This is a genomic window from Polynucleobacter rarus (assembly GCF_003072505.1).
Lineage (GTDB): Bacteria > Pseudomonadota > Gammaproteobacteria > Burkholderiales > Burkholderiaceae > Polynucleobacter > Polynucleobacter rarus.
The window spans coordinates 599,096-618,660 of the sequence record NZ_NTGB01000001.1 but is presented as its reverse complement, the minus strand read 5'-3'; the positions used below and the strand labels follow the sequence as shown (position 1 = coordinate 618,660).

Genomic DNA, 19,565 nt, shown 5'->3' with positions numbered 1-19,565 from the left:
GCCTTTAGTTTAAAAAATGTTGGCCTTTTAACTTCGCCATTTCATAACGCAGATGTTTAAGAGCAGGTGTCACGATGGCAACAAAGTGGGACTCACGCACCCGACGTTGCACTGCTGAACTCAGTAAATAACCACGCGCTCCTTGATGTAAGAGTGCAGACTGCGCAGCGCGTAGCGCGATTTCAGAAGCATGCGCACGCACATCCAATACTTTCAAAACATATTCGTCAGAAGATTCATAAGGTGTTTTTGCCAGCACCATGATTCGGTTCCTGAGGTCGTCGAGTTCGTGTTGCAAGGCAACTGGACGATCTTCCAAAAACTGATTCACTTTACCGAGTTGGGATTCAACTTCCCACATGGAATCAATCGCACCTTGAGCAACGCCTAGTCCCATGCCAGTTTGTAACAAAATAAAGGAAGCCTTAATATTTTTAATGAAAGGTTTTGCTGGATCTGCCACGAGATCATCTGTGGTGATCAAGACATCTTTTAGATGTAAACCGTAGGTGGAAGTACCTTCCATCGCAGAGAAAGAAGGACAATCTTTTAGGGTAACGCCCTCTCTATCACAAGGCAGAATAAACATGATTTGATGATCAGGATCGACCTCACCTGTTTGTTCATTGAGTACCGCACACACAGTGCCAAAGTAATGCTTGAGCCCAATATGACTAACCCAAGGCAAGGTGCCACTCACTAAATATCCACCTTCTACTTTTTTCGCTTTTAGCATCATCGTTTCAATGCCAGAAAAGGTTTTCATCGGATTGGACATACCGGTGCCGCCAAGTGTAATCCCTTTGGCATGCTTTTGCAGTGCTTCACCTGTGAGTGCAGGGTTTTTAGAAGCCTGCATGTATACACCGCAAACATCGTGACACCACACCACAAAACCCGTAGCGCCGCACACACGTGATACTTCTTCCATACATGAAATTGCCAAGCCAAAATCCATCTCTTCTTGATCAAGCCCCAGATGCGCACCAAAGGCGCCCGCTGAGCCTAAGGCTTTCAAAACCGCCTCTGGATAAAAACCTTCCTGGTCGCAAGCATCTACTACTAAAGCTAAGTCTTTTTGTGCAATCGATTTTACTTTTTCAAGTATTTCAATTCTTTTGGCATTACCTGATAACTGCTCTGCAGGTTGTTCTAGGATCAATTCCATGAGTCGACTTCCTTCTGTGTTTTAGATCGTACTAATTTCAAAAGCAATCGGATTACGCATCGAGTTCGCAACGGGTGAGAAATAATTAGCATGGGTAACGATGTCATCTAATTCCTCTTTCGTCGCATCCCCTTCGATATCAACCTTCACACGAATCGCCTGAAAGCCCATTTGTTCTGGAGTGCGCTCGGCACCATCCGCTCCCCAGGCAGCAGAGTTACCAATATCACCTTCTAGATGAATCTCTAACTTCGATAGCTTGACTTCACGCAGGGTGGCAACGGCAGTAATACCAACGCCTAGGCACCCGCCTAGAGCTGAAAGAACGATCTCACCAGGTGCAGGTGCAGAATTCTCACCCATGAGGTGCGGTGGCTCATCTACTACGACTGGATTATGTACACCGACAAAACTCCATGAACGAAAGACACCCTGCATCACAGTTTTAACTTTATTAGTTCCACGACGTTCTGGATTGGCACGACCAGCTTCCGCGAATTTCAATAAACCCTCGCGGTCAATTGGACGTAAAAAATTAACTTGAGTTTCTGTTGTCATAAGTTCTCTCTGAAAAATGTAAATAAATTAAATAGTTGGAAATGATTTAAGGTAAGCAGCCGGTTGCATTGGATCAAACTCTTTACCCATAATGCTCACTTTTTGATAGCCTGTTTTCGCTTGAGGTGGAATCGTAATACCGGTTTCACCCATAAATTTTTTAGCATCAGTCAATAGGAAGATTTTTTCTGCGATGTCTTTGTAATTCACATCACCTTTTATATAACCCCAGCGTTGCATTTGCGTCAGAATCCAAGTTGCCATGGTGTACCAAGGGATCGGATTAAAGTCGACTCGGTCTGGCACGTTTTGGACATTGCCTAAACCATCCGCAAATTTCCCTGTCAAGACTTGCATCAAAATGGCTTCTGGTTGATTAATATAGTTTTGTGGAGAAATCACTTTCGCAATCAATGGACGATTAACCGGATCTCTTGCCATAGTGGAAGCATTGAGCACAGCCCTGTAAAGCGCCGCAAAGGTATTAGGATTTTGTTTAATAAATTCCTCAGAAGTACCAAAAGCACAACACGGATGGCCGTTCCAAATATCTTTAGAAAGAATATGAATAAAACCTACCTCGTCATACACTGCACGTTGATTAAAAGGGTCTGGCCCTAAGAAACCATCAATATTGCCGGCTCTTAAATTAGCCACCATCTCTGCAGGAGGGGTCACCCGCAGTTGCACATCTTTATCTGGATTTAAACCATGTTGCGCTAAATAGTATCTGAGCAAAAAGTTATGCATCGAATACTCAAACGGAATCGCAAACTTCATCCCACGCCATTTAGTTGGGTCACGATTTTCTTTATGTTTATTTGCTAAGGTAATAGCTTGGCCATTGATATTCTGGATTGTTGCCACCTTCATTGGCGAAGGATTAGAGCCTAAACCCATGGAGATAGAAAGCGGCATAGGGGATAGAAAATGGGAAGCGTCCAGTTCCTTGTTGATCATCTTATCCCTGATCAAAGCCCAACCAGCGGTCTTCATCAAAGAAACGTTGAGGCCTTGTTTTCTGTAAAAGCCTAATGGCTCTGCCATGATGAGTGGCGTTGCACACGTAATTGGAATAAAGCCAATATTCAAATCTTTCTTTTCTAGGGGACCTTTTTCCTGAGCCATTGCTTGAATTGCATCAATCGGTAAGAAACCACTAAGAACACTTAAAGCACTGCCAGAACCGACCGCTTTGAGGAAGGCTCTTCTTTTTACTTCGCTCGGGAATAGTGCTTTGACTAAACTTGCTTCAATAAAGTTGTTACCAATGTCTTCCGCTGCCATTTTTTGCGAAGCTAAATCATGCTCTAGTGCGCTGGCATGCTTGCCACAACTACATGAAGTGCTAAATAGCGCTTGATCTGGATCAAAAGGACGGTGGATGGTCATAGTTCTTTTTCCTAAAGCAATGAATTGGTCAAATAAAATTGATAATTCATTTTGAACAAGTTTCAAACAGTGTTTGAAAGGATTGCACCATCATCATTCATGCATTTACCCATTACGTTCAGATAATGATTGTTTTTGGTGCGGTTTGTGCTTTAGGGTGCTGAATCAGGCATGCCACGATAAATCTCTTGCTCGCCATTATCAAACAGTAATTTCATTAAGTCTTTAAGGATAAGCTTACCTGGTTTATCTGACTCCATGCAGAACTCCATATCTCAGCGCCCTAAGTCCACTGTAGGGTCTAGTTCGATTAACTTGAAAGTATTCTTATAATCTCTAGTGATGGTTTGATCGAAAAGAGTCAACCATTGCGAAGGGTTGTAATTCACATGTTCAGAATGAACTTTTGGCGGGATAAAAATTATTTAGTTTTAGAAATGGCTATGCTTGAATATCAACCATCGCTTCAACGAGTTTGTCCATATCTGTAGAGGGATTGATTGCACCAGTTTCACATAGGGCATTTCTGAGTCGGGCTGTATTTACGATCGCACGTTTCAAACCTTCGCCTCCTCCCACTTTTAAAAATATTGCAGGATCGTTTTTTTGATAATTGGGTAGATTAACCTCTAGCTCTGGCAGCAAGCTAGCAAAGTTATGAAACGGTTGGTCAGAAAAGCGGAAATGCAAGAGTAGCCAAACCTCAAAACATGGCGAACTTAATATAGGTTCAATCCGAATTTCAGGAATTTCCTTTTTCTTGTTTTCGTGTTGGAGTGGTTTTTCGCATTGTTTGAGCGCTTTGGTTAAATCAGCCTGTTCTGCGTCGATTAGCGCAAAAACACGGTCTCTTGGGACTTGCTCAAACCGTTGACGAGCTCGCTTGACAACGGCTATTGCATTGCTATTGGTCTGCCCCTCAATGATTTCAACACTTGCTGCCGAGATTTCTAGATACCTAAGTAGACCCTGCAAATAACATGGCTCGGTACACTTTCCCTCGCACACCAAAAGTGCCGAGCCTCTTTCGCGACGGCACACGTTCTTGCGTTCAGTACTGATTCGTGCTTTGACTAGTTTTTGATTTTTATTCTGGTTGCCTGACATCAAATCCTCAAAATAAAAACTCACTGATGAAAGGCACAGCCCCATAACGACCCTGCAAATAACCGCGCTCAATAGCATCATTCTTGCGAGGACTGAATTCGAGTAATGAATATAGCTCAGAGGTTTGATCGTTCTTTTTTTCGACAAACCAAATTTGATCGCGTCGCAGCAATTCAGGATCAAGTAAAGAAGTATCGTGCGTAGTCATCCAAAGTTGAGCCCCGTTTTTTGAGAGGTGTGGCTTATGCAGCATATGCAAAATATATCGCGTGAGCAGAGGATGCAGACTAGTATCGAACTCATCTACTACGAGTAGTTTTCCATTTTCAATTGCATCCAATAACGGCGCTGCATAACTAAGTAATCTTAGAGTACCAAATGATTCAAAACGGCGATCAAACCACTGCTCTATGCCATCAGAGGTAGTATGACAAAATGCCACATCCGGTAGTTCACCTTCAAAGGAGCGAAGCTCTGGCGGTTTGCCAGACTCAAGTTTAAATTCAACTTGTTGGCTATTTCGATTTTCTACCTTAATATCACTAATGTGAATGTCAGCCGCGTTCATTAGTTCAAGTACCCATTTTTTATATTGGGGATCCTCAAGTCGATGTAGCGTAGGAAGAAGATTGAATTCGGCGCGGGCGGGCAACACAAGTAAATCGTTTGCGAACCAATTAAATAGTGGTTGTAAAAGTTGACTATTAGATTGAGCAGCTTGTGTCAAGAACAGTGAACGGACAGCTGTACTTGCTTTCCAAAGTTCACCCTGCCCTTTCTTTTCTCCCTTAAAGTGAACCGAAAAAGGTTCCCAGTCATTTTTTCCCGTTTCATGGTTATAGTGATACTCAAACCATCGTTGCGCCTTACTTGTCTTGTAAACAAGCAGCCACTCGGCGACAATTCTTTCGCCGTCGTACTGAAATCCATATTGATAGCGAACACCATCAATTAAGATCGTGACTTCGAACGCCGTTGGCTGTTTACGTGACTCTTGATCAAGCAGAAATGGAGTGTAAAGCTCCCGGTATTGGGGCTCTAGCAAGCGTGTGGAATTGAGTACCATTTGCTGCATTGTCATCAACGCAAAGATGAGATTACTCTTTCCACTCGCATTAGCACCATAAATCACAGCTGAACGCACCAATTTTGGAGCTGCACTGTGTTGCGTAGCGATGCAGTGAATTTCATCCTCCCCTTTGTCATGAGCAGAAGCACAAAAACTAAGGCATTGCTCATCACGGAAAGACCTGAAGTTCGTTACCCTGAATTCAACCAGCATTTTCATCTCTATTAAAAAATAAACTATATTATTGCTAAATTACAACAAATAATCAACTAATTTTTAAGTTTAGAATAAAAACCCCTTATAGAGTTCAAGATTAATGGTTTTCCCATTAATTAAAAAATTTGCCTACTGTAACAATGGTTTTATAAGTACCCCAAGCTAAAGGAATACCCACCGCAGTCCATGCTAAAACCACCACTAGCGAAGAACTTTGCGATGTATCTGTCGAATTACTTTCAAGGACAGATTTTTCAGACTTGTCATGAGCCAAATGCTTTTCTTCAGCAAGTTCGGCATCACTCATAAACCATTTATCCGCAACGGGTTTAATAGACAGAACTTGTCCACAACATATTCGTTTTTACCAAATAATATTAAATGAAGACTTCTTTGTTTTTACTAGATCTAATGTCTTTCTTATATTGCTTTAATTTAACTTTCCGAGATGACTAGTGTATATCTTGAGATAGTAAAATCCATAAATTTTCTAAGTGTAAAAGTTGTATCTAGAAAAAATAATGTTAATATAGAACCAACACGGCCCCCTTCAATTAAACCATTTTTAATGGAGAGATTGCTTGGGGGTTATTTTATTTGGCATAGAAAGAGAATTCCAATTTACTTCCTCAATCATTCCCATTCCCTTCAAGTTCAAGCCCAAGTGGGATAAGTCTGGGAATTTATTAAAAAGTTCATCCACTTGAGATGGCCAACTTGATTTGGGGTTTATGTAAAGTAATAGCTGTCGCATAATAACAAACAATAAATAACTTCGAACTTGAGATTGTGGATTTCTCTTAAAGAATAAAGCCCAATCGGTGTCATTTTCAAAAGGTAATTTTGGTTGCTCGACAATATTTCTATTCCACAATCTACCATGATGGGCGCAAACATTTCTTAAGTAATTTAAGCTACGAAGCCAACTTGCAAAAACTCTTCCATTGTTTATTCCATACTTTATGGATATTTGATCCTGCTCCTCTGATCTAATTCCTGAAAACAATGTAGAAAGTGTTCCAAAATCCCAAACTTCACAAGCAACCCAAATGGGTAGAGGCAGACCATATTTTTCACGATTATGTCTAACAAATTCTTCTTTTGATCTCATGATTAATAAAGAATTTTTAGAAAGCCATTTATGATGTTTTGTAAGACCAGTTTTGGGATCAATAATTTGAGTAAATTCTTGATGTAAAAATGCACTCTCTAAATATGCAAATTTGCTAAGCTTTCCAAGTGTATAAGAAATATCAACTCTGATGCTAATTTCAATTCTCTCAAGAGCATCCATCGCAAGCATCCTAAGACGCTTATCAAAAACATATAAATCTACAGCATTTTTAAAAGTTGAGGATTCTATAAATTCATCTGAAGCAAAATTATTAGATTTTGTAATAGCTGATTTTTTTAAAGCTTTCTCTTTTAAATCTAATTTAGTTAAACGCTTTCTAAAAGGAAACCAATACCCACTTAAACGATAATATCCTATTCGCTTCAGATAATTTAAAGCTACAGATTTATCATCTACAATCAATCCCCTTTTAATTAGAATGCCTAATTGCTCTTCATAATTTAACCAAGGTTTCTTGTATCCATCTTTCATGTTTTTATTCTATCTTGGTACATTTTTTTGAAAATTTAATTCCATTACAAAGCTTAAGGATTTTTTAGAAAGCTCTCGAATACCACTTCGTATTTGCTTTATAGATGCTAAATACTTTTAATAAAGTCAAATAATTAGCTTTAATTCGACTGAATGTTTAACTTGCATTACTAGAATGAATTAAACGATCACTGTGACGGAAACTCTGTCCGATTGAGTTTTCAACTTCTCGTAAGGAAAGGTCGCCTACTTTACGACTTTTTATTTAAATTTTTTACATCGTTATTTGTATAGTTCTTCTGAAGTATCAGTTAAGACTTTATTCATCAGTCATGAAAACCCTAAAAAAACTATTATCCAGAAACGATTTAAAGATCTCCAACAGTCTTTAAATTCAATTGTTTGAATACTTAATTAAAAAATTTGCCTACAGTAACAATGGTTTTATAAGTACCCCAAGCTAAAGGTATACCCACCGCAGTCCATGCTAAAACCACCACTAGCGAAGAACTTTGCGATGTATCAGCCGAATTACTTTCAAGGACAGATTTTTCAGACTTTTCATGAGCCAAACGCTTTTCTTCAGCGAGTTCGGCATCACTCATGAACCATTTATCCGCAACGGGTTTAATGAACAGGTTCGCAATCAAACCAATTGCGAGCATGCCAACTAAAATGTACATGGTTTGGTTATAAACCTGATCTTTTGGAATACCGATACTCAATTGATAATCTCGCATGTAGTTCACAACTACTGGCCCTAAGATTCCCGCTGTTGCCCAAGCCGTCAAAAGTCGACCATGAATTGCACCAACCATTTGCGTACCGAATAGGTCTGCGAGATAAGCGGGTACAGTCGCAAAGCCACCGCCGTACATACTTAAAATAATACAGACTGCTGCGACGAAGAAAAACAAACTGTGGCTTAGTGCGCTCGAAGGAATACTAAAGTAGCAGATTCCGCCTAAGATGAAAAAGATCGAATAGGTTAATCGGCGCCCTAACTTATCAGAGATACTAGCCCAAAAGAAACGTCCACCAATATTAAATAAACTTAGCAGCGCTGCAAAACCTGCGGCTATGCCAGCAATCGCCGTTTTATTCTCAGCAGTTAATGTCCCTGTCACACCAATTAAAGATCCGCCAAAAATTTCTTGGAGCATCGGTGAAGCCATCCCAATTACGCCGATCCCAGCAGAAACGTTCATACATAAGACAATCCAAACCAACCAAAACTGCGGGATTTTGAAAGCATTCTTGACGTGCACATGTTTCTTGGTAATCATGGCGTTGGATTCCACCATCGCAGGCATCGTCCACCCCTCAGGTTTCCAACCAGTAGCAGGCAACCGATAACCAAAAGCACCGGACATCATAAATACAAAATAACCAAGACCCATGACTACAAAAGTGGCGGCAACACCTACATCTGTTGGCGTCGCAAAATTTTTCATTAAAAGTGCTGCTAAAGGTGAACCAATCATAGCCCCACCACCAAAGCCCATAATCGCCATACCTGTTGCCATACCACGACGATCGGGGAACCATTTAATTAAGGTAGACACGGGTGAGATGTAGCCAAGACCGAGACCAATACCACCAATCACACCGGAACCCAGAAGCATCATCCAAAATTGGTGGGTATAAATACCAAGGGCGGAGAACAACATACCGCCGCACCAGCAAAAAGCTGAAACCACACCGGCCTTGCGCGGACCGGCACGCTCCAACCAACCGCCACAAATCGCTGCGGCAGAGCCTAGAAATACGAAAAACAAGGTATACATCCAACCCAAGGTGGAGACTTTCCAGTCACAATTGGTCACGAATAGTTCTTGAAAAAAACCAATCTCAGGACCACACTTGACCGACTCAGTAATTCCAATCGCTTTAGACAATGGCAACCAAAAAACCGAGAATCCATAAGCCATGCCAATACATAAATGAATTGCGAGTGCGGCAGGAGGAACTAACCAACGATTAAAACCTTTACCCGCGATTGTTCTCTCTTTTTGTAATATATCAAACATGGTTTTTAGATCTTTCAACAATAGAAATTTGCACAATTAAAGCAGTTAATAAAACATTACTCTAGTAGAGCTAACCCTATTCACAGTGGTCAGCAATCCATCCTTTTAAATGATAACTACCGATCTAGTCTCAGAAGAGGTCGTATTCCAAGCATGAGAAACTTCAGCGAGAGGGATTGAATTTACCTTTACATTGAAATCTGCACTGGGTGCATGGGTTAAGACTTGAAGTACTGAATTTAACATCTGGGCAATAGAAAGACTACCAAGACCACTACCCATTAATCTTAAGCCACTAGAACGCAGTGCCGATGCGGGGAATGGAATCGTTGCGCCACCAATTGAACCAATCTGAACAAATTGAAGAGCTTTGTTTGCAGGACTATTTTTTGCTGCCAGATTAATTAAGCAAAGTGCGCTTGGGCCCCATAAATAATCTAGAACAATATCGATCCCTTTTTTGAATTCGGCGTAAAAAGCTGCTTCGGTTTCCTTCATATTTTCAGACAACACAATACATTGATCTGCGCCGAGCTGATACAAATCATCAAAGGTGCTGGCACGTCTAGCTGTCGCGATGATTTTTCCCGCACCTAAATATTTTGCAATTTGAATTGCTAGTCTTCCTGATATCCCATTCGCGCCATTAACCAATACGGTCTCACCCACGCACATTTGTGCTTGTTCAACCAAAGCAGCCCACGAGGACATGCCAGTAATTGCCATTGCTGCCGCAACCTCAGAACTCAATGTACCTGGTATGACTATGCAGTTTTCTTGTGCTACAGAACAATATTCTGCCATCGCACCAAAGGGATTACGAGGCAGCAAAAAATAAACTCTAGAGCCATCCTCTAAGGTGCCTACCCCATCAAATCCCGGAACAAACGGCACCTCATTATCTGAACTATAGTGTGATGCAGAGGCTCTTGCCTTCGTAATTTGACTGATTGAGGACGCCTGCACTCGAACAAGATGGTGACCTAATGCAATCTCGGGATCTTTAAAGTCTGCGTAAATGGGCGCTAGTTCTTTATCAACAATGACAGCTGCTTTCAAATGCACTCCTCATAAAAATAAATGGAAAAAGGAAGCTTGCAGAATAATCATCTTACCTACCAATATTGAAAGACTACTAAAATCATTATTTATTAAGCTAGAATAAATAAAATATCATAAAAAATAATCACCGGAGACATATGGCTGAATTTACTCTATACAATGCCCCGCAATCGACTTGTAGTCAACGCGTTCGCTTTGTTCTCAATGCTAAGAATTTATCTTTCACAGAACATAAATTAGATCTCTTTTCTGGGGATCAATTAAAGCCAGAATATTTGGCAATCAATCCCAATGCAGTCGTTCCCGCATTAATTCATGATCGGCATACGATCTTAGATTCTTCGGTCATCATCGAATATCTCGATGAAGTTGCGAATGATGTAATTTGTTTTACTCCACCAGAACCAGAAAAAAAAGCACTCATGCGCTGGATGATGCGTTATGTCGACGAAATTCCAGCACCTGCGATTCGAGTTCCCTCTTATAACCTTGCATTCCTGCCTCATTTTCAGCAAATGACAGAAGAAGCTTTTCTGGCCTTAGCGAATTCCAAACCACTACGTAAAGAGTTTTTGCTCACGATGGGCAGAACCGGCTTTCCCAAAGCTGAAATGGATCAAGCCTTAGATAAATTGAACCGGACAGTCATCAGAATGAACGAATGGATTACGCAAAACAAAGGCCCTTGGATCATGGGAGATAAGCTGAGTCTCGTAGATATCGCCGTCATGCCAGTGATTGTGCGGATGGAAGATATTAACCTCAGTGAGTCTTGGGCTGATAAACCACTGATCAGTGCTTGGTTAGAAAATATTCAAGCACATCCAGTGTTTCAAAAAACCTATTATCCTGGCTCTTTACTTACCGAAAAATATCCACATCTGGCTTACTTAAGGCCTAAAAAATAATCCTCAACTAATTTTCATTCAGCGGTAGCACCGGACTCTTTGACGGCTCTTGCCCATTTAGGGACCTCTGCTTTAACGTATTGTTTAAATTCACTTGGTGATAAAGATTTGGTATCAAGTCCTAAGCCAGTGAGTTTTTCTTTGACATCTTTCGACTCAATTGCGCGGTTGATTTCAGCATTTAACTTCGCCAAAACATCAGGTGGTGTTTTGCTAGCTGAAAAGAAACCAAACCAAGTCGTGTCATCAAATTCCGGAAACCCTTGTTCTGCCATTGTCGGCACATCAGGAAGTGCTGCTGAACGCTGCGCACTCGTAACCGCTAAGGCTTTTAATTTACCCGCTTTAATGAACGGAATGGTTGGTGGCATCGAGGTACTCGAGATTTGTGTGTGACCTGCAACCGTTGCACCTACTGCTTGCGCAGGTTGATAAGGGGCATGCACAAAGTCAGAATTCGTCATATTTTTAAAACGCTCAATCGTCAAATGAGTGGTTGTACCAATCCCAGAGGATGAGTAACTCAATTTTTCTTTTTTGCCGTAATTCACTAACTCTTTTAGATTATTCACGGGTAAAGAAGTATTGATACCAATCACATTCGGTGAACTTGCGCCTAATGCAACAGGTTCAAAATCATTAATCGCGTCATAGCCAGCATTTTTATAAATACTTGGATTGATCGCAAATGACACACTATGAACCAAAATCGAATAGCCATCCGGATTGGATCTTTTTACATAGACGCAAGCAATGTTGCCACTGGCTCCTAACTTGTTTTCTACTACGACATTCCAACCTAAAGTTTCAGTCAACTTCGCGGCAACTAAGCGGGCAATGGAGTCGGTCGAACTACCAGGACCAGTTGCCACAATAAAAGTAATCGGTTTTTGTTTAGGAAAATCACTTTGTGCGAATGCCGAACTGCTCATCAATGCACAAAGCGCAAAGGTAAGGGATTGCCAAATTTTAATTTTCTGGAAAGAGGACTTTATTGATTGCAATGCCATATCAAATTCCTTATTAATTAAAGTAATTTTTGTGAACGGTCAGAATAATTTAGTTGAATCGTAATCGATCCTTCATTAAGTAACCAAGGACGGACTTTAAAAGACCTTGCGCCACATTGATGCATCGGATCTTTAGCAGCAATTTCCTGCGCATGGGCTAAAGAATTCGCCCGAATAATCACCATGCCTTCACCATTCCAATCCGATTCATTCTCAGCGAAAAATGGTCCTGCGCCAAACATCACGCCTGATTTTTCTAGGGCAATTTGGAACTCTAAATGCTTTTCCAAGTTTTCCATGACTGGGCCCATACCATTAGTTGGCGTTGTAAATACCACATAGAGTTCTTTGCAAAGCATGTCTTTACAAGCTTGCAAAATATCAGCCTTAGTCACTGAAGGGGCAGTCATCTGGTCTCCTGATTTTTGGATGATTCATTTTGACGAATCTTATTGAGAATAATCTATCAATATATACAAAACTAAAACAAATACTACTTAGGACTTTCCCCAAAGGCTTAGATCTTCACTAAGCCTTTGGGAATCCAAAACCCCGGTACAAAGTTTATTTTGAGACAGCGACGCGCTGTTGAATCACCCTTGGTACTAAACTAGTAGTTGCTAAGCCTTTAAAGGTAGGATCCTCCAGATTAGATACTTTCTCCTTTAATTGTAGGAAAATTTCACCCGCACTCGTTTCAAACCAAAACCAATCTTGAATACTCATAAAAGTATGCTTACCTGGCTGAACCGATTTTGCTTCGTAATAAAAAGCTTTTAACTCATCGGTCGCTAGCTTCAAGATGGCTGCTGGTAAGTAAGAAAGACTTTTTAGGCTCTGATTCGGTGAATCAGTCAACCAGGATGCAATGAAAGATCCTAGTTCCTCTGGTGTGCAACCTGTGATTCCCGTAGTCGTGCCCCCTTTGACTTGTTTCGCTAGAGAGTACCAAGCCTGTAACTGTGCGATTTCATTTAAAAGGCGAGCTTGCAAATCACCTTCCACCGTTTTAGTCGGAAAGCTTACTGGGCAGACTAGATTTTCAGAATAAAAGCCCAGTTCATCTGCAGGCGCTTCTTCATTAAAATCTTTTAATACAGGCCAATTTGTTTCTTGTAATAAATCTAAAGCCTCTTTTAAAACACGATGTTGAAATGCTAGCTCGTTGGGTGCACCTAAGGGGCGACCTAGGATAAACGGGACCCATAAAGCTCTTGGCGCTTTTAAGGCGACCGAGTGTTCACGAATCAAACTAATGGAAACAGTGGCGATTCCTTGTGCTTCTAAATACCAGCCGATTGCGCTCACGGCGCAAGTGCAGAGTGGTCAAACTGGAGTTAGAACAACAGCGTCAACCTTATCTTGTTTCAGTAAGCCAACTAATTCCTGCACCTTATCTTTGTATCTAGTAACTGGAGCAATGGCACCCATAAAGGAGTAATGAAATTTGGCTAATGAACCAATCACTTTCTCTGAAACTAATTCTTGCATCCTTTGCAAGGGAAACACGACATTCACATCCGACTGAAAACCGGTACGATCAAAGTTCACTGAGGCATGGCTCATGACGAGATTTTTTTCAGTCACATCGTTTGGAATTACGCGGTAATCCATCCCCGATCCCATCGTATCAAAAGGCAAATCTTGTTGCGTGTGGATACCTGCCGTAGTAATTAAGGCAATACGCATTTGATTCAAAGGTTTACAACGATTCAGGATTGGGTCAGCAAATTCGGGTAGTGTTGCCACCCGGTCTAAGTGCATTTTACGTTCTGCTTCTGATAAATCAGCAAGTCTTACCATAGCGATATTCTCCTATCTCTTAAATATTGTGGATGAGGTGCAAAATCAATTTTTATCATCTAATTTAATAGTAACCATTTTTTGAATGGATGGCATTGATTTTTATATTGTGTAGAATCGACTTATAAATATAAATCTGGAGACACCATGTCAGATCGCTTAGAAGATATCAATTTTCCTTTAGCTTTTTTATCAAAGCAAGGTAATCATTCTGCAAATGATTCACTATACAGTTTTCATGTTGAGGCACGACAACTGCATCATCACCAAAAAGAAGCTGTCGTTGCGTGTTCAAACACCGGTGATGAATGGCGCTTTACATCTGATGAAGGTGGTCATCTTAAAGGTAGTGACTTAGCCCCTTTCCCACTTGGCTACTTTAATGCTGGGATGCACGGTGATATCATGCAGTGGATTTTGCAACTAGCTAAAGATAAAGCAATTGAAATCAGCTCCATCGAGCTGAATGTCATTAATCATTACTGGTTAACTGGCTCTTTTGTTTCAGGAACTGGCCATGGCCACTCAGAGCCGCCAGATATTAATGTATCGATCCAAAGTCCAGCGTCAAGTGCGCAAATTAATGACCTAGTACAAGAGGCTTTGCAAAAATCTGCCGTAATCAGCTATTTAAATCAACAACTTCATAATACCTTCGCAATCTATGCCAATGGTCGACGACGTACTGTGATTGACTTAAATGACTCCACAGCAAATGACATTGAAGATCCCTTCCAAGTTCGTCTGACCGCCCCATCACCTGCTGCAGGCTATGTCACCAATGATGCGATTCATAAGCTGACAACGAAGGTAGATGGTGAAGTGGTTCTTGCCTCAGCTAGCCCTACTGGCAAAGTATTACGTAATATTCATGGCAAAAGTAAATGGGTTCCCGGTGCATCTACCATTGATGTGGATACGTATCTAGAACTTGCTGGAGCCAGCCATTTTAATTTCAAGGTCTCTGTCTTGGAAACCAATCGCCAGTATCCTTCTGGTTTTACCCTACTTTGCGCTGGTATCACTTTTTGTTTCATGACGCAGTTATCTCGTTATATCGAAAACATGAAGATGCCAATTGCAGGTCTCAGAGTCGTGCAAGATAGTTCTTATCAGATTCAGAATGGACATGCAGTCGCTAGTCCCTTAGATACTCATTTATTTATCAATGGCACAGCTGATGACGCGACCTGCACAACCCTTTTAAGTGTCTCAGAGCGCACGTGTTATCTGCATGCAACAGCTATTACTGCGCTGATTCCGATTGTGAATATTCGATAACTACATTCAATAAAAAAGTTTCAACTATATTTGCTTAATTCGTTAACGTTTTTTGATGAACAATTTCTTGTTGATTGAGCTGTATTGAGTAATGAATTTCGTTACTACTCTCTAAAGCAGCATGCAAAAAACAGACTTGATGTGCCATCTTAACTAAATCTGTGCCGACTTCATCACTAAAATCACCATCAACAAAAATATGTGTATCAAATACCAAGTTTTGATTATTATTTAGCTCCAAATCAAAAGGTGTTAATTGCACAATTCTTAAGGCACTCAGATCAATTTTATTGACATCAGCATATCGATGAAATTGCGTCATAAAACAAAAAGCTAAAGATGCGCCGTGATATGTAAGAGCTGAAGGGGCCTCATTACCGGCCACATCCTGCTCATGTAAGTCACTCACATATTGGAAAATACTGCCAAGGGGATGATAAAAACTTGTTTGAACTTCATTCTGATGCTCGTTTTTGACTTTACCAATTCCCCTTATATGCACAGTACGGTCAATTTCTGGCAATAAGCCAACTGGAATTTCTCCAGGCTTAGGTGGCTCCATGGTTGATTTTGCTTTTTTTTCTAAAATCACATCTCCTTCATGATGCAAAGGCTTTAACTGTTGATATCCTGAGATTCTTGATATTGGATCAGCGACTTGCTCTAGCCCAGATTGCATTTTAGAAGGTAAGGCGATTTTCTTGCCATTCGCTTTAATTGAAAAAGTATTTTGCATTGGATAGCGAATCGCTCGAATTGTTGGTGATCGTCTTAATGCCTCTGCAATACAAAGCTTTAATTGATCTTCATGGATAGAAGCTTCAATCTCAAAACTAACCACAATATCCTTTAAACAGCTCTTAATATCCCCTCGAAAGAAAGAGCCTTTAATATTGAAGTACGTATCGACTTTGACAACAATGCTCTCAGCCTTTACTCCTTCTTCATTAAAAATCTTTTTGAGTTGATCCAGTAAACACATTTGTACCGAAGCATTATGAATCGCCAAGGGCTGAGGAGCAGCGTCAGCACCTCGTAAATGTAAACTTTCGTCAGTAGGTAGCCTCCATCCAGAACTGTTGCGAGAGGAAGAAACAAAAGCTTCCTTTTGCATGCCATCTAAATCAACTGCCTCAGTACAGATATTTACAATCGTTGAATCAGTACTTTTAACTGACTGTGGATCAAATTTTTTATATGAATAAATGAGGCTTTTATGCTCAGTATCAAAATTATTCATTAAATGTGATGGTATTTTTTGATTGGTATTCATCTTGGTCTCTCTTATATTTTTGTTCTAATATCTTACATCACTCCATTGCCTTAAAACTTGATATCAACTCAAAATTGATTAAATCATTCTATATGGAGTAACTAGGTACTTTCTTTTTGAATGAGTCGGGAATTTCTCAATCATCATGATTAAGAAGATAACTGCAATGGTATTTGCATTATTAAATTTAGGCTTACTTTGTAGATTTGAGGATGCGTTAGCAAACTTCGTAATCTACTCACCGATTCCATTTGGATTGTTAATCTGAAACCGTTACTCAGGCAAATAAGGATTTCATAAAAAACCAGGATAAAAATTAATTGAATAATCTCAAAAATATCAGGTGTTTTATTGGATAACAATCATTCATTTATTAGATAATTTTTAATCATACTCAATTTAACTTTTGACTATATTTACATATCGCTTCACCTATTTAATGTGGCTACAGTAATAATGAAGATGAAATTAATTAGACCGAGTGCCAAAGAAGATGTGGCAATTACTAAAGCAGCAAAATCCGATCCAAATTCTCGTCCATTTACCAACAAGGAGTGGGAGCGTATTAAACCTACTTTAGTTAAAGGACGAGGGAGACCGCTAGGCAGTAGCACCTAGGAACAAGTTACCTTAAGGATTGACAGTGAGACCTTGGCTTTTTATAAGTCTAAAGGTCCAGGCTGGCAAACTTTTATCAATCAAGTATTAGGTGAAGTAAAAAAGGAATCAACATCGGTAGAAATGGTAAGTAAAAAGATGAGTAGCGGAAACCTCATTTCACTAAAACGCAAAGCTGCGGCCTAAAAAAACAACTGTATCTAGATTCATAAAAGTTGAGTTTTTATAAATCGCCTCAATTTTTGCATCGTAGTACGAATGGTTGTAGTTTCTCATTCGATTCTGATAATGCAGCCAAACACTCAGCAACAAAGGTAACAAGCAAATCCGGCTTAGCTAACGCCGCACGTCCAACCAATGCCCACTGCTCAATTTGACCTGCAATCGTTCTCTGCTCGACTTTAGCTTCGGCCTTTGCTTGCTTATAGAGCGTATCATTGATTCTGACAATTACTGTCATAAGATTCCTTCTTCAATTCATTAACTTAATTTATTTTTACACCCAAATTTACATCTTCAATTTAGAGCGCGCCATGGGTATTAGTGTCGTTCAAATATCAATAACTTGAATCCAGTACTTAGCTTAAAGATTTTTTAAAAATTGCCAATACATTTTTCAGAAATAAATAGAATAGTGAAAATTGTTCCGTTATTACAAAACAATTTTCAGTCAAGAATTTCTAATCCATCATGATTAGAAAGATGATTACAAAGGTTTTTCTATATTGAAACTGAAACTAACTTTACTGTTTTGTAACTGCAGTAGCAAACTTCGCAATCCGTTCACCATACAGTCTTGCAGTCTCAAGATCGCCACCATTTACTTCATCCGCACTAGCATCAGATGGAGTCTGCATCATTGCGCCTGCAAAAGAGCCAACATAATTTACATCATCACGCTTGGCAGCCTTGGAATTTGAAGGCATAAGACCAGTTCCAATCCAAACTCCTGAGTGCTGCATCGCTAGTGTAAAGAAGTAATGAATGGTCGAGTGTTTATCACCATTCATTGTGGCTGAATTGGTAAATCCACCAAATACTTTATCTTTCCACAACTGCGTAAACCATGGCTTAGAACTTGCATCCGCAAATTTCTTAAATTGCCAACTAACTGTTCCCATATAGGTTGGAGAACCAAAAACGATGGCATCTGCTGCATTTAAAGTAGCCCATTGCTCATCCGTCAAATTACCTTCCGCATCGATGCCAATTAATATACCATTCGCTCCTTTAGCAACTGCCTCGGCCTGTTTTAGGGTGTGGCCATAACCACTATGAAATACTACTGCGACTTTAGTCATTTTAAATTCCTTTAGTTATTGTGAAGTTCGTTCTATTAGTTCAGTTCTTTAAGACCATCGATACTGAATTTACCGGCACCATTTGAAGCTAACACGAATAATCCACCTATCACCGCGATATTCTTAAAGAAGAGTAACTGCGTCACAAATGCTTGCTCAGCAGGTGCTGCCCAGAATGCATGTCCGAGTAGTGTTGCAGCAAAAGTAAAGATAGCGAGAACGATAGCAACGAGGCGAGTATGGAAGCCCACTATCAATGCAATAGCACCTAAGATTTCCACAACGATGGCAATCACCAAAGCCAAGCTAGGTGCAGGCATACCGAGTGAGTTAAAGTAGCCTAGTGTCCCTTCAAAATTCATCAGCTTGGATAAGCCTGCAGGCAAGAAGAGTGCCACGATAAGTAATCTGCCGAATAGATTCGATAAGTTTTGCGCTGTTTTCATGAGATAGTTCCTTTTCTGTTGTTTAATTAAAAATTGCTTTTACTGTTTTTAATACACTTACTGCTTGCTCGATTTGTTGCGAATTTAATTGCTGAAATACCTTTTCTAAATGTTGTAGATGCTCTGGAAAACATTTTTTAAAGGTCTTCTCCCCTAATTTAGTCAGACCAATTTTGTAACTTCTTCCGTCCTCTTCATTTGGAATTTTTTCAATCAGACCTTTTGCCTCCATCCTCTCGAGTACTCCAGTCATCGTGCCCTTCAGTATTAAGGTTTTATCGCCCAATTCTTTACAGGTCATAGGAGGCTGATTCCCAAGAGTCGCCAAAATATCAAACTGAGTTGCCGTGAGCCCCATTTCTCTGACATGCGTTGCAGAGTAATTTTCAAAAGCTTGGTAAGTTGTTGCCAACTCTTTTATCAGAGATAGGTAAGTCATCTTCTTTTTAATCCATTTAGTCTGTATGCGTACTATATTAGTACGTATACAGACTAAATGCAAGTACTTTTTCAAAAAAGTAAGATAAAACTGTTTAAACTTCGAGGATCTAAGCCTTAAAAAAGACCTGAAATGGAGAGAATTGAATATTGGAATAGATTTTCTATATGGCCAATCCCATAACATAAATACTATTTAAGAATTGCTCCATTGATACTAAATTATTCGATCCCTATTTTTAAATAATGCTATTTATTTAGTACCTCAAATGTAATAAC

At 40.0% G+C, this 19,565-nt stretch carries 21 protein-coding genes and 1 pseudogene; 4 read left to right on the top strand and 18 right to left on the bottom strand.

Translation table 11 applies throughout. From position 1 onward, the window contains the following. Positions 1-4 precede the first annotated feature (4 nt). The 9 genes from AOC35_RS02860 to AOC35_RS02820 form a co-directional block, all read right to left on the bottom strand. Positions 5-1,168, bottom strand: a complete 1,164-nt coding sequence (locus AOC35_RS02860) for an acyl-CoA dehydrogenase family protein (protein ID WP_108645685.1) — start codon at positions 1,166-1,168, stop codon at positions 5-7. 21 nt (positions 1,169-1,189) lie between these two features. Then, the gene (locus AOC35_RS02855) at positions 1,190-1,726 is read right to left on the bottom strand and encodes an OsmC family protein (RefSeq protein ID WP_108645684.1); all 537 of its coding nucleotides are present in this window, start codon (positions 1,724-1,726) and stop codon (positions 1,190-1,192) included. A 27-nt stretch (positions 1,727-1,753) separates the two neighbouring features. Next, the gene (locus AOC35_RS02850) at positions 1,754-3,118 is read right to left on the bottom strand and encodes a CmpA/NrtA family ABC transporter substrate-binding protein (RefSeq protein WP_108648678.1); all 1,365 of its coding nucleotides are present in this window, start codon (positions 3,116-3,118) and stop codon (positions 1,754-1,756) included. A gap of 441 nt (positions 3,119-3,559) precedes the next feature. Then, positions 3,560-4,225 (bottom strand): RloB family protein, encoded by a 666-nt coding sequence (locus AOC35_RS02845; RefSeq protein WP_159077456.1) that lies wholly within the window; start codon positions 4,223-4,225, stop codon positions 3,560-3,562. Positions 4,226-4,232: 7 nt separating this feature from the next. After that, the gene (locus tag AOC35_RS02840) at positions 4,233-5,507 is read right to left on the bottom strand and encodes an AAA family ATPase (RefSeq protein WP_108645682.1); all 1,275 of its coding nucleotides are present in this window, start codon (positions 5,505-5,507) and stop codon (positions 4,233-4,235) included. 115 nt (positions 5,508-5,622) lie between these two features. Further along, the gene (locus AOC35_RS02835) at positions 5,623-5,817 is read right to left on the bottom strand and encodes an MFS transporter small subunit (protein WP_108645681.1); all 195 of its coding nucleotides are present in this window, start codon (positions 5,815-5,817) and stop codon (positions 5,623-5,625) included. A gap of 258 nt (positions 5,818-6,075) precedes the next feature. After that, on the bottom strand, positions 6,076-7,116 hold the full coding sequence (locus AOC35_RS02830; protein WP_108645680.1) for an Abi family protein: 1,041 nt from the start codon (positions 7,114-7,116) through the stop codon (positions 6,076-6,078). Positions 7,117-7,526: 410 nt separating this feature from the next. Then, entirely contained in the window at positions 7,527-9,146 is a 1,620-nt protein-coding gene (locus tag AOC35_RS02825; RefSeq protein WP_108645679.1) for an OFA family MFS transporter, read from the bottom strand. Positions 9,147-9,251: 105 nt separating this feature from the next. Continuing rightward, positions 9,252-10,205 (bottom strand): quinone oxidoreductase family protein, encoded by a 954-nt coding sequence (locus AOC35_RS02820; protein ID WP_108645678.1) that lies wholly within the window; start codon positions 10,203-10,205, stop codon positions 9,252-9,254. Between the two features lie 140 nt (positions 10,206-10,345). Here AOC35_RS02820 and AOC35_RS02815 point away from each other — a divergent pair, with 140 nt between their 5' ends. Beyond that, positions 10,346-11,116 (top strand): glutathione S-transferase family protein, encoded by a 771-nt coding sequence (locus AOC35_RS02815; protein WP_108645677.1) that lies wholly within the window; start codon positions 10,346-10,348, stop codon positions 11,114-11,116. A 14-nt stretch (positions 11,117-11,130) separates the two neighbouring features. Here the strand turns inward: AOC35_RS02815 and AOC35_RS02810 are convergent, their stop codons facing one another. The 4 genes from AOC35_RS02810 to AOC35_RS02795 form a co-directional block, all read right to left on the bottom strand. After that, positions 11,131-12,126: a Bug family tripartite tricarboxylate transporter substrate binding protein gene (locus AOC35_RS02810; RefSeq protein WP_108645676.1), complete on the bottom strand. Its 996-nt coding sequence runs from the start codon at positions 12,124-12,126 to the stop codon at positions 11,131-11,133. Positions 12,127-12,143: 17 nt separating this feature from the next. Further along, entirely contained in the window at positions 12,144-12,536 is a 393-nt protein-coding gene (locus AOC35_RS02805) for a YciI family protein (RefSeq protein WP_108645675.1), read from the bottom strand. A gap of 154 nt (positions 12,537-12,690) precedes the next feature. Next, the gene (locus tag AOC35_RS02800) at positions 12,691-13,434 is read right to left on the bottom strand and encodes a hypothetical protein (RefSeq protein WP_108645674.1); all 744 of its coding nucleotides are present in this window, start codon (positions 13,432-13,434) and stop codon (positions 12,691-12,693) included. 18 nt (positions 13,435-13,452) lie between these two features. Further along, positions 13,453-13,929 (bottom strand): glycine/sarcosine/betaine reductase selenoprotein B family protein, encoded by a 477-nt coding sequence (locus AOC35_RS02795; RefSeq protein ID WP_108645673.1) that lies wholly within the window; start codon positions 13,927-13,929, stop codon positions 13,453-13,455. 147 nt (positions 13,930-14,076) lie between these two features. Here AOC35_RS02795 and AOC35_RS02790 point away from each other — a divergent pair, with 147 nt between their 5' ends. Beyond that, positions 14,077-15,210, top strand: a complete 1,134-nt coding sequence (locus AOC35_RS02790) for a hypothetical protein (protein WP_108645672.1) — start codon at positions 14,077-14,079, stop codon at positions 15,208-15,210. 34 nt (positions 15,211-15,244) lie between these two features. Here AOC35_RS02790 and AOC35_RS02785 read toward each other — a convergent pair whose 3' ends face one another. Then, positions 15,245-16,483: an OsmC family protein gene (locus tag AOC35_RS02785; protein ID WP_108645671.1), complete on the bottom strand. Its 1,239-nt coding sequence runs from the start codon at positions 16,481-16,483 to the stop codon at positions 15,245-15,247. 456 nt (positions 16,484-16,939) lie between these two features. Here AOC35_RS02785 and AOC35_RS15710 point away from each other — a divergent pair, with 456 nt between their 5' ends. Together AOC35_RS15710 and AOC35_RS15705 are read left to right on the top strand one after the other, a co-directional pair. Continuing rightward, the gene (locus tag AOC35_RS15710; protein WP_245898403.1) at positions 16,940-17,101 is read left to right on the top strand and encodes a hypothetical protein; all 162 of its coding nucleotides are present in this window, start codon (positions 16,940-16,942) and stop codon (positions 17,099-17,101) included. Between the two features lie 12 nt (positions 17,102-17,113). Further along, positions 17,114-17,287: pseudogene (locus tag AOC35_RS15705) on the top strand (BrnA antitoxin family protein); the annotation flags it as partial. A gap of 49 nt (positions 17,288-17,336) precedes the next feature. Here AOC35_RS15705 and AOC35_RS02775 read toward each other — a convergent pair. From AOC35_RS02775 to AOC35_RS02760, 4 genes are all read right to left on the bottom strand, one after another. After that, positions 17,337-17,561, bottom strand: coding sequence for a ParD-like family protein (locus tag AOC35_RS02775; protein ID WP_108645670.1), 225 nt, complete (start codon positions 17,559-17,561; stop codon positions 17,337-17,339). Between the two features lie 283 nt (positions 17,562-17,844). Continuing rightward, the gene (locus AOC35_RS02770; RefSeq protein WP_108645669.1) at positions 17,845-18,402 is read right to left on the bottom strand and encodes a flavodoxin family protein; all 558 of its coding nucleotides are present in this window, start codon (positions 18,400-18,402) and stop codon (positions 17,845-17,847) included. A 35-nt stretch (positions 18,403-18,437) separates the two neighbouring features. Next, a complete protein-coding gene (locus AOC35_RS02765) occupies positions 18,438-18,848 on the bottom strand; it encodes a DoxX family protein (protein WP_108645668.1) in 411 nt (136 codons plus the stop codon). A 22-nt stretch (positions 18,849-18,870) separates the two neighbouring features. Continuing rightward, positions 18,871-19,287, bottom strand: coding sequence for a MarR family winged helix-turn-helix transcriptional regulator (locus AOC35_RS02760; protein WP_108648677.1), 417 nt, complete (start codon positions 19,285-19,287; stop codon positions 18,871-18,873). Positions 19,288-19,565 lie beyond the last annotated feature (278 nt).

Bases quoted from the DNA above. Each gene is read 5' to 3' on its own strand.
- AOC35_RS02775 (WP_108645670.1), bottom strand. From the start codon at position 17,561: ATGACAGTAATTGTCAGAATCAATGATACGCTCTATAAGCAAGCAAAG.
- AOC35_RS02760 (WP_108648677.1), bottom strand. From the start codon at position 19,287: ATGACTTACCTATCTCTGATAAAAGAGTTGGCAACAACTTACCAAGCT.
- AOC35_RS02830 (WP_108645680.1), bottom strand. From the start codon at position 7,116: ATGAAAGATGGATACAAGAAACCTTGGTTAAATTATGAAGAGCAATTA.
- AOC35_RS02845 (WP_159077456.1), bottom strand. From the start codon at position 4,225: ATGTCAGGCAACCAGAATAAAAATCAAAAACTAGTCAAAGCACGAATC.
- AOC35_RS02825 (WP_108645679.1), bottom strand. From the start codon at position 9,146: ATGTTTGATATATTACAAAAAGAGAGAACAATCGCGGGTAAAGGTTTT.
- AOC35_RS02805 (WP_108645675.1), bottom strand. From the start codon at position 12,536: ATGACTGCCCCTTCAGTGACTAAGGCTGATATTTTGCAAGCTTGTAAA.
- AOC35_RS02770 (WP_108645669.1), bottom strand. From the start codon at position 18,402: ATGACTAAAGTCGCAGTAGTATTTCATAGTGGTTATGGCCACACCCTA.
- AOC35_RS02790 (WP_108645672.1), top strand. From the start codon at position 14,077: ATGTCAGATCGCTTAGAAGATATCAATTTTCCTTTAGCTTTTTTATCA.
- AOC35_RS02860 (WP_108645685.1), bottom strand. From the start codon at position 1,168: ATGGAATTGATCCTAGAACAACCTGCAGAGCAGTTATCAGGTAATGCC.
- AOC35_RS02850 (WP_108648678.1), bottom strand. From the start codon at position 3,118: ATGACCATCCACCGTCCTTTTGATCCAGATCAAGCGCTATTTAGCACT.
- AOC35_RS02815 (WP_108645677.1), top strand. From the start codon at position 10,346: ATGGCTGAATTTACTCTATACAATGCCCCGCAATCGACTTGTAGTCAA.
- AOC35_RS02765 (WP_108645668.1), bottom strand. From the start codon at position 18,848: ATGAAAACAGCGCAAAACTTATCGAATCTATTCGGCAGATTACTTATC.
- AOC35_RS02840 (WP_108645682.1), bottom strand. From the start codon at position 5,507: ATGCTGGTTGAATTCAGGGTAACGAACTTCAGGTCTTTCCGTGATGAG.
- AOC35_RS15710 (WP_245898403.1), top strand. From the start codon at position 16,940: ATGAAGATGAAATTAATTAGACCGAGTGCCAAAGAAGATGTGGCAATT.
- AOC35_RS02855 (WP_108645684.1), bottom strand. From the start codon at position 1,726: ATGACAACAGAAACTCAAGTTAATTTTTTACGTCCAATTGACCGCGAG.
- AOC35_RS02810 (WP_108645676.1), bottom strand. From the start codon at position 12,126: ATGGCATTGCAATCAATAAAGTCCTCTTTCCAGAAAATTAAAATTTGG.
- AOC35_RS02785 (WP_108645671.1), bottom strand. From the start codon at position 16,483: ATGAATACCAATCAAAAAATACCATCACATTTAATGAATAATTTTGAT.
- AOC35_RS02795 (WP_108645673.1), bottom strand. From the start codon at position 13,929: ATGGTAAGACTTGCTGATTTATCAGAAGCAGAACGTAAAATGCACTTA.
- AOC35_RS02835 (WP_108645681.1), bottom strand. From the start codon at position 5,817: ATGAGTGATGCCGAACTTGCTGAAGAAAAGCATTTGGCTCATGACAAG.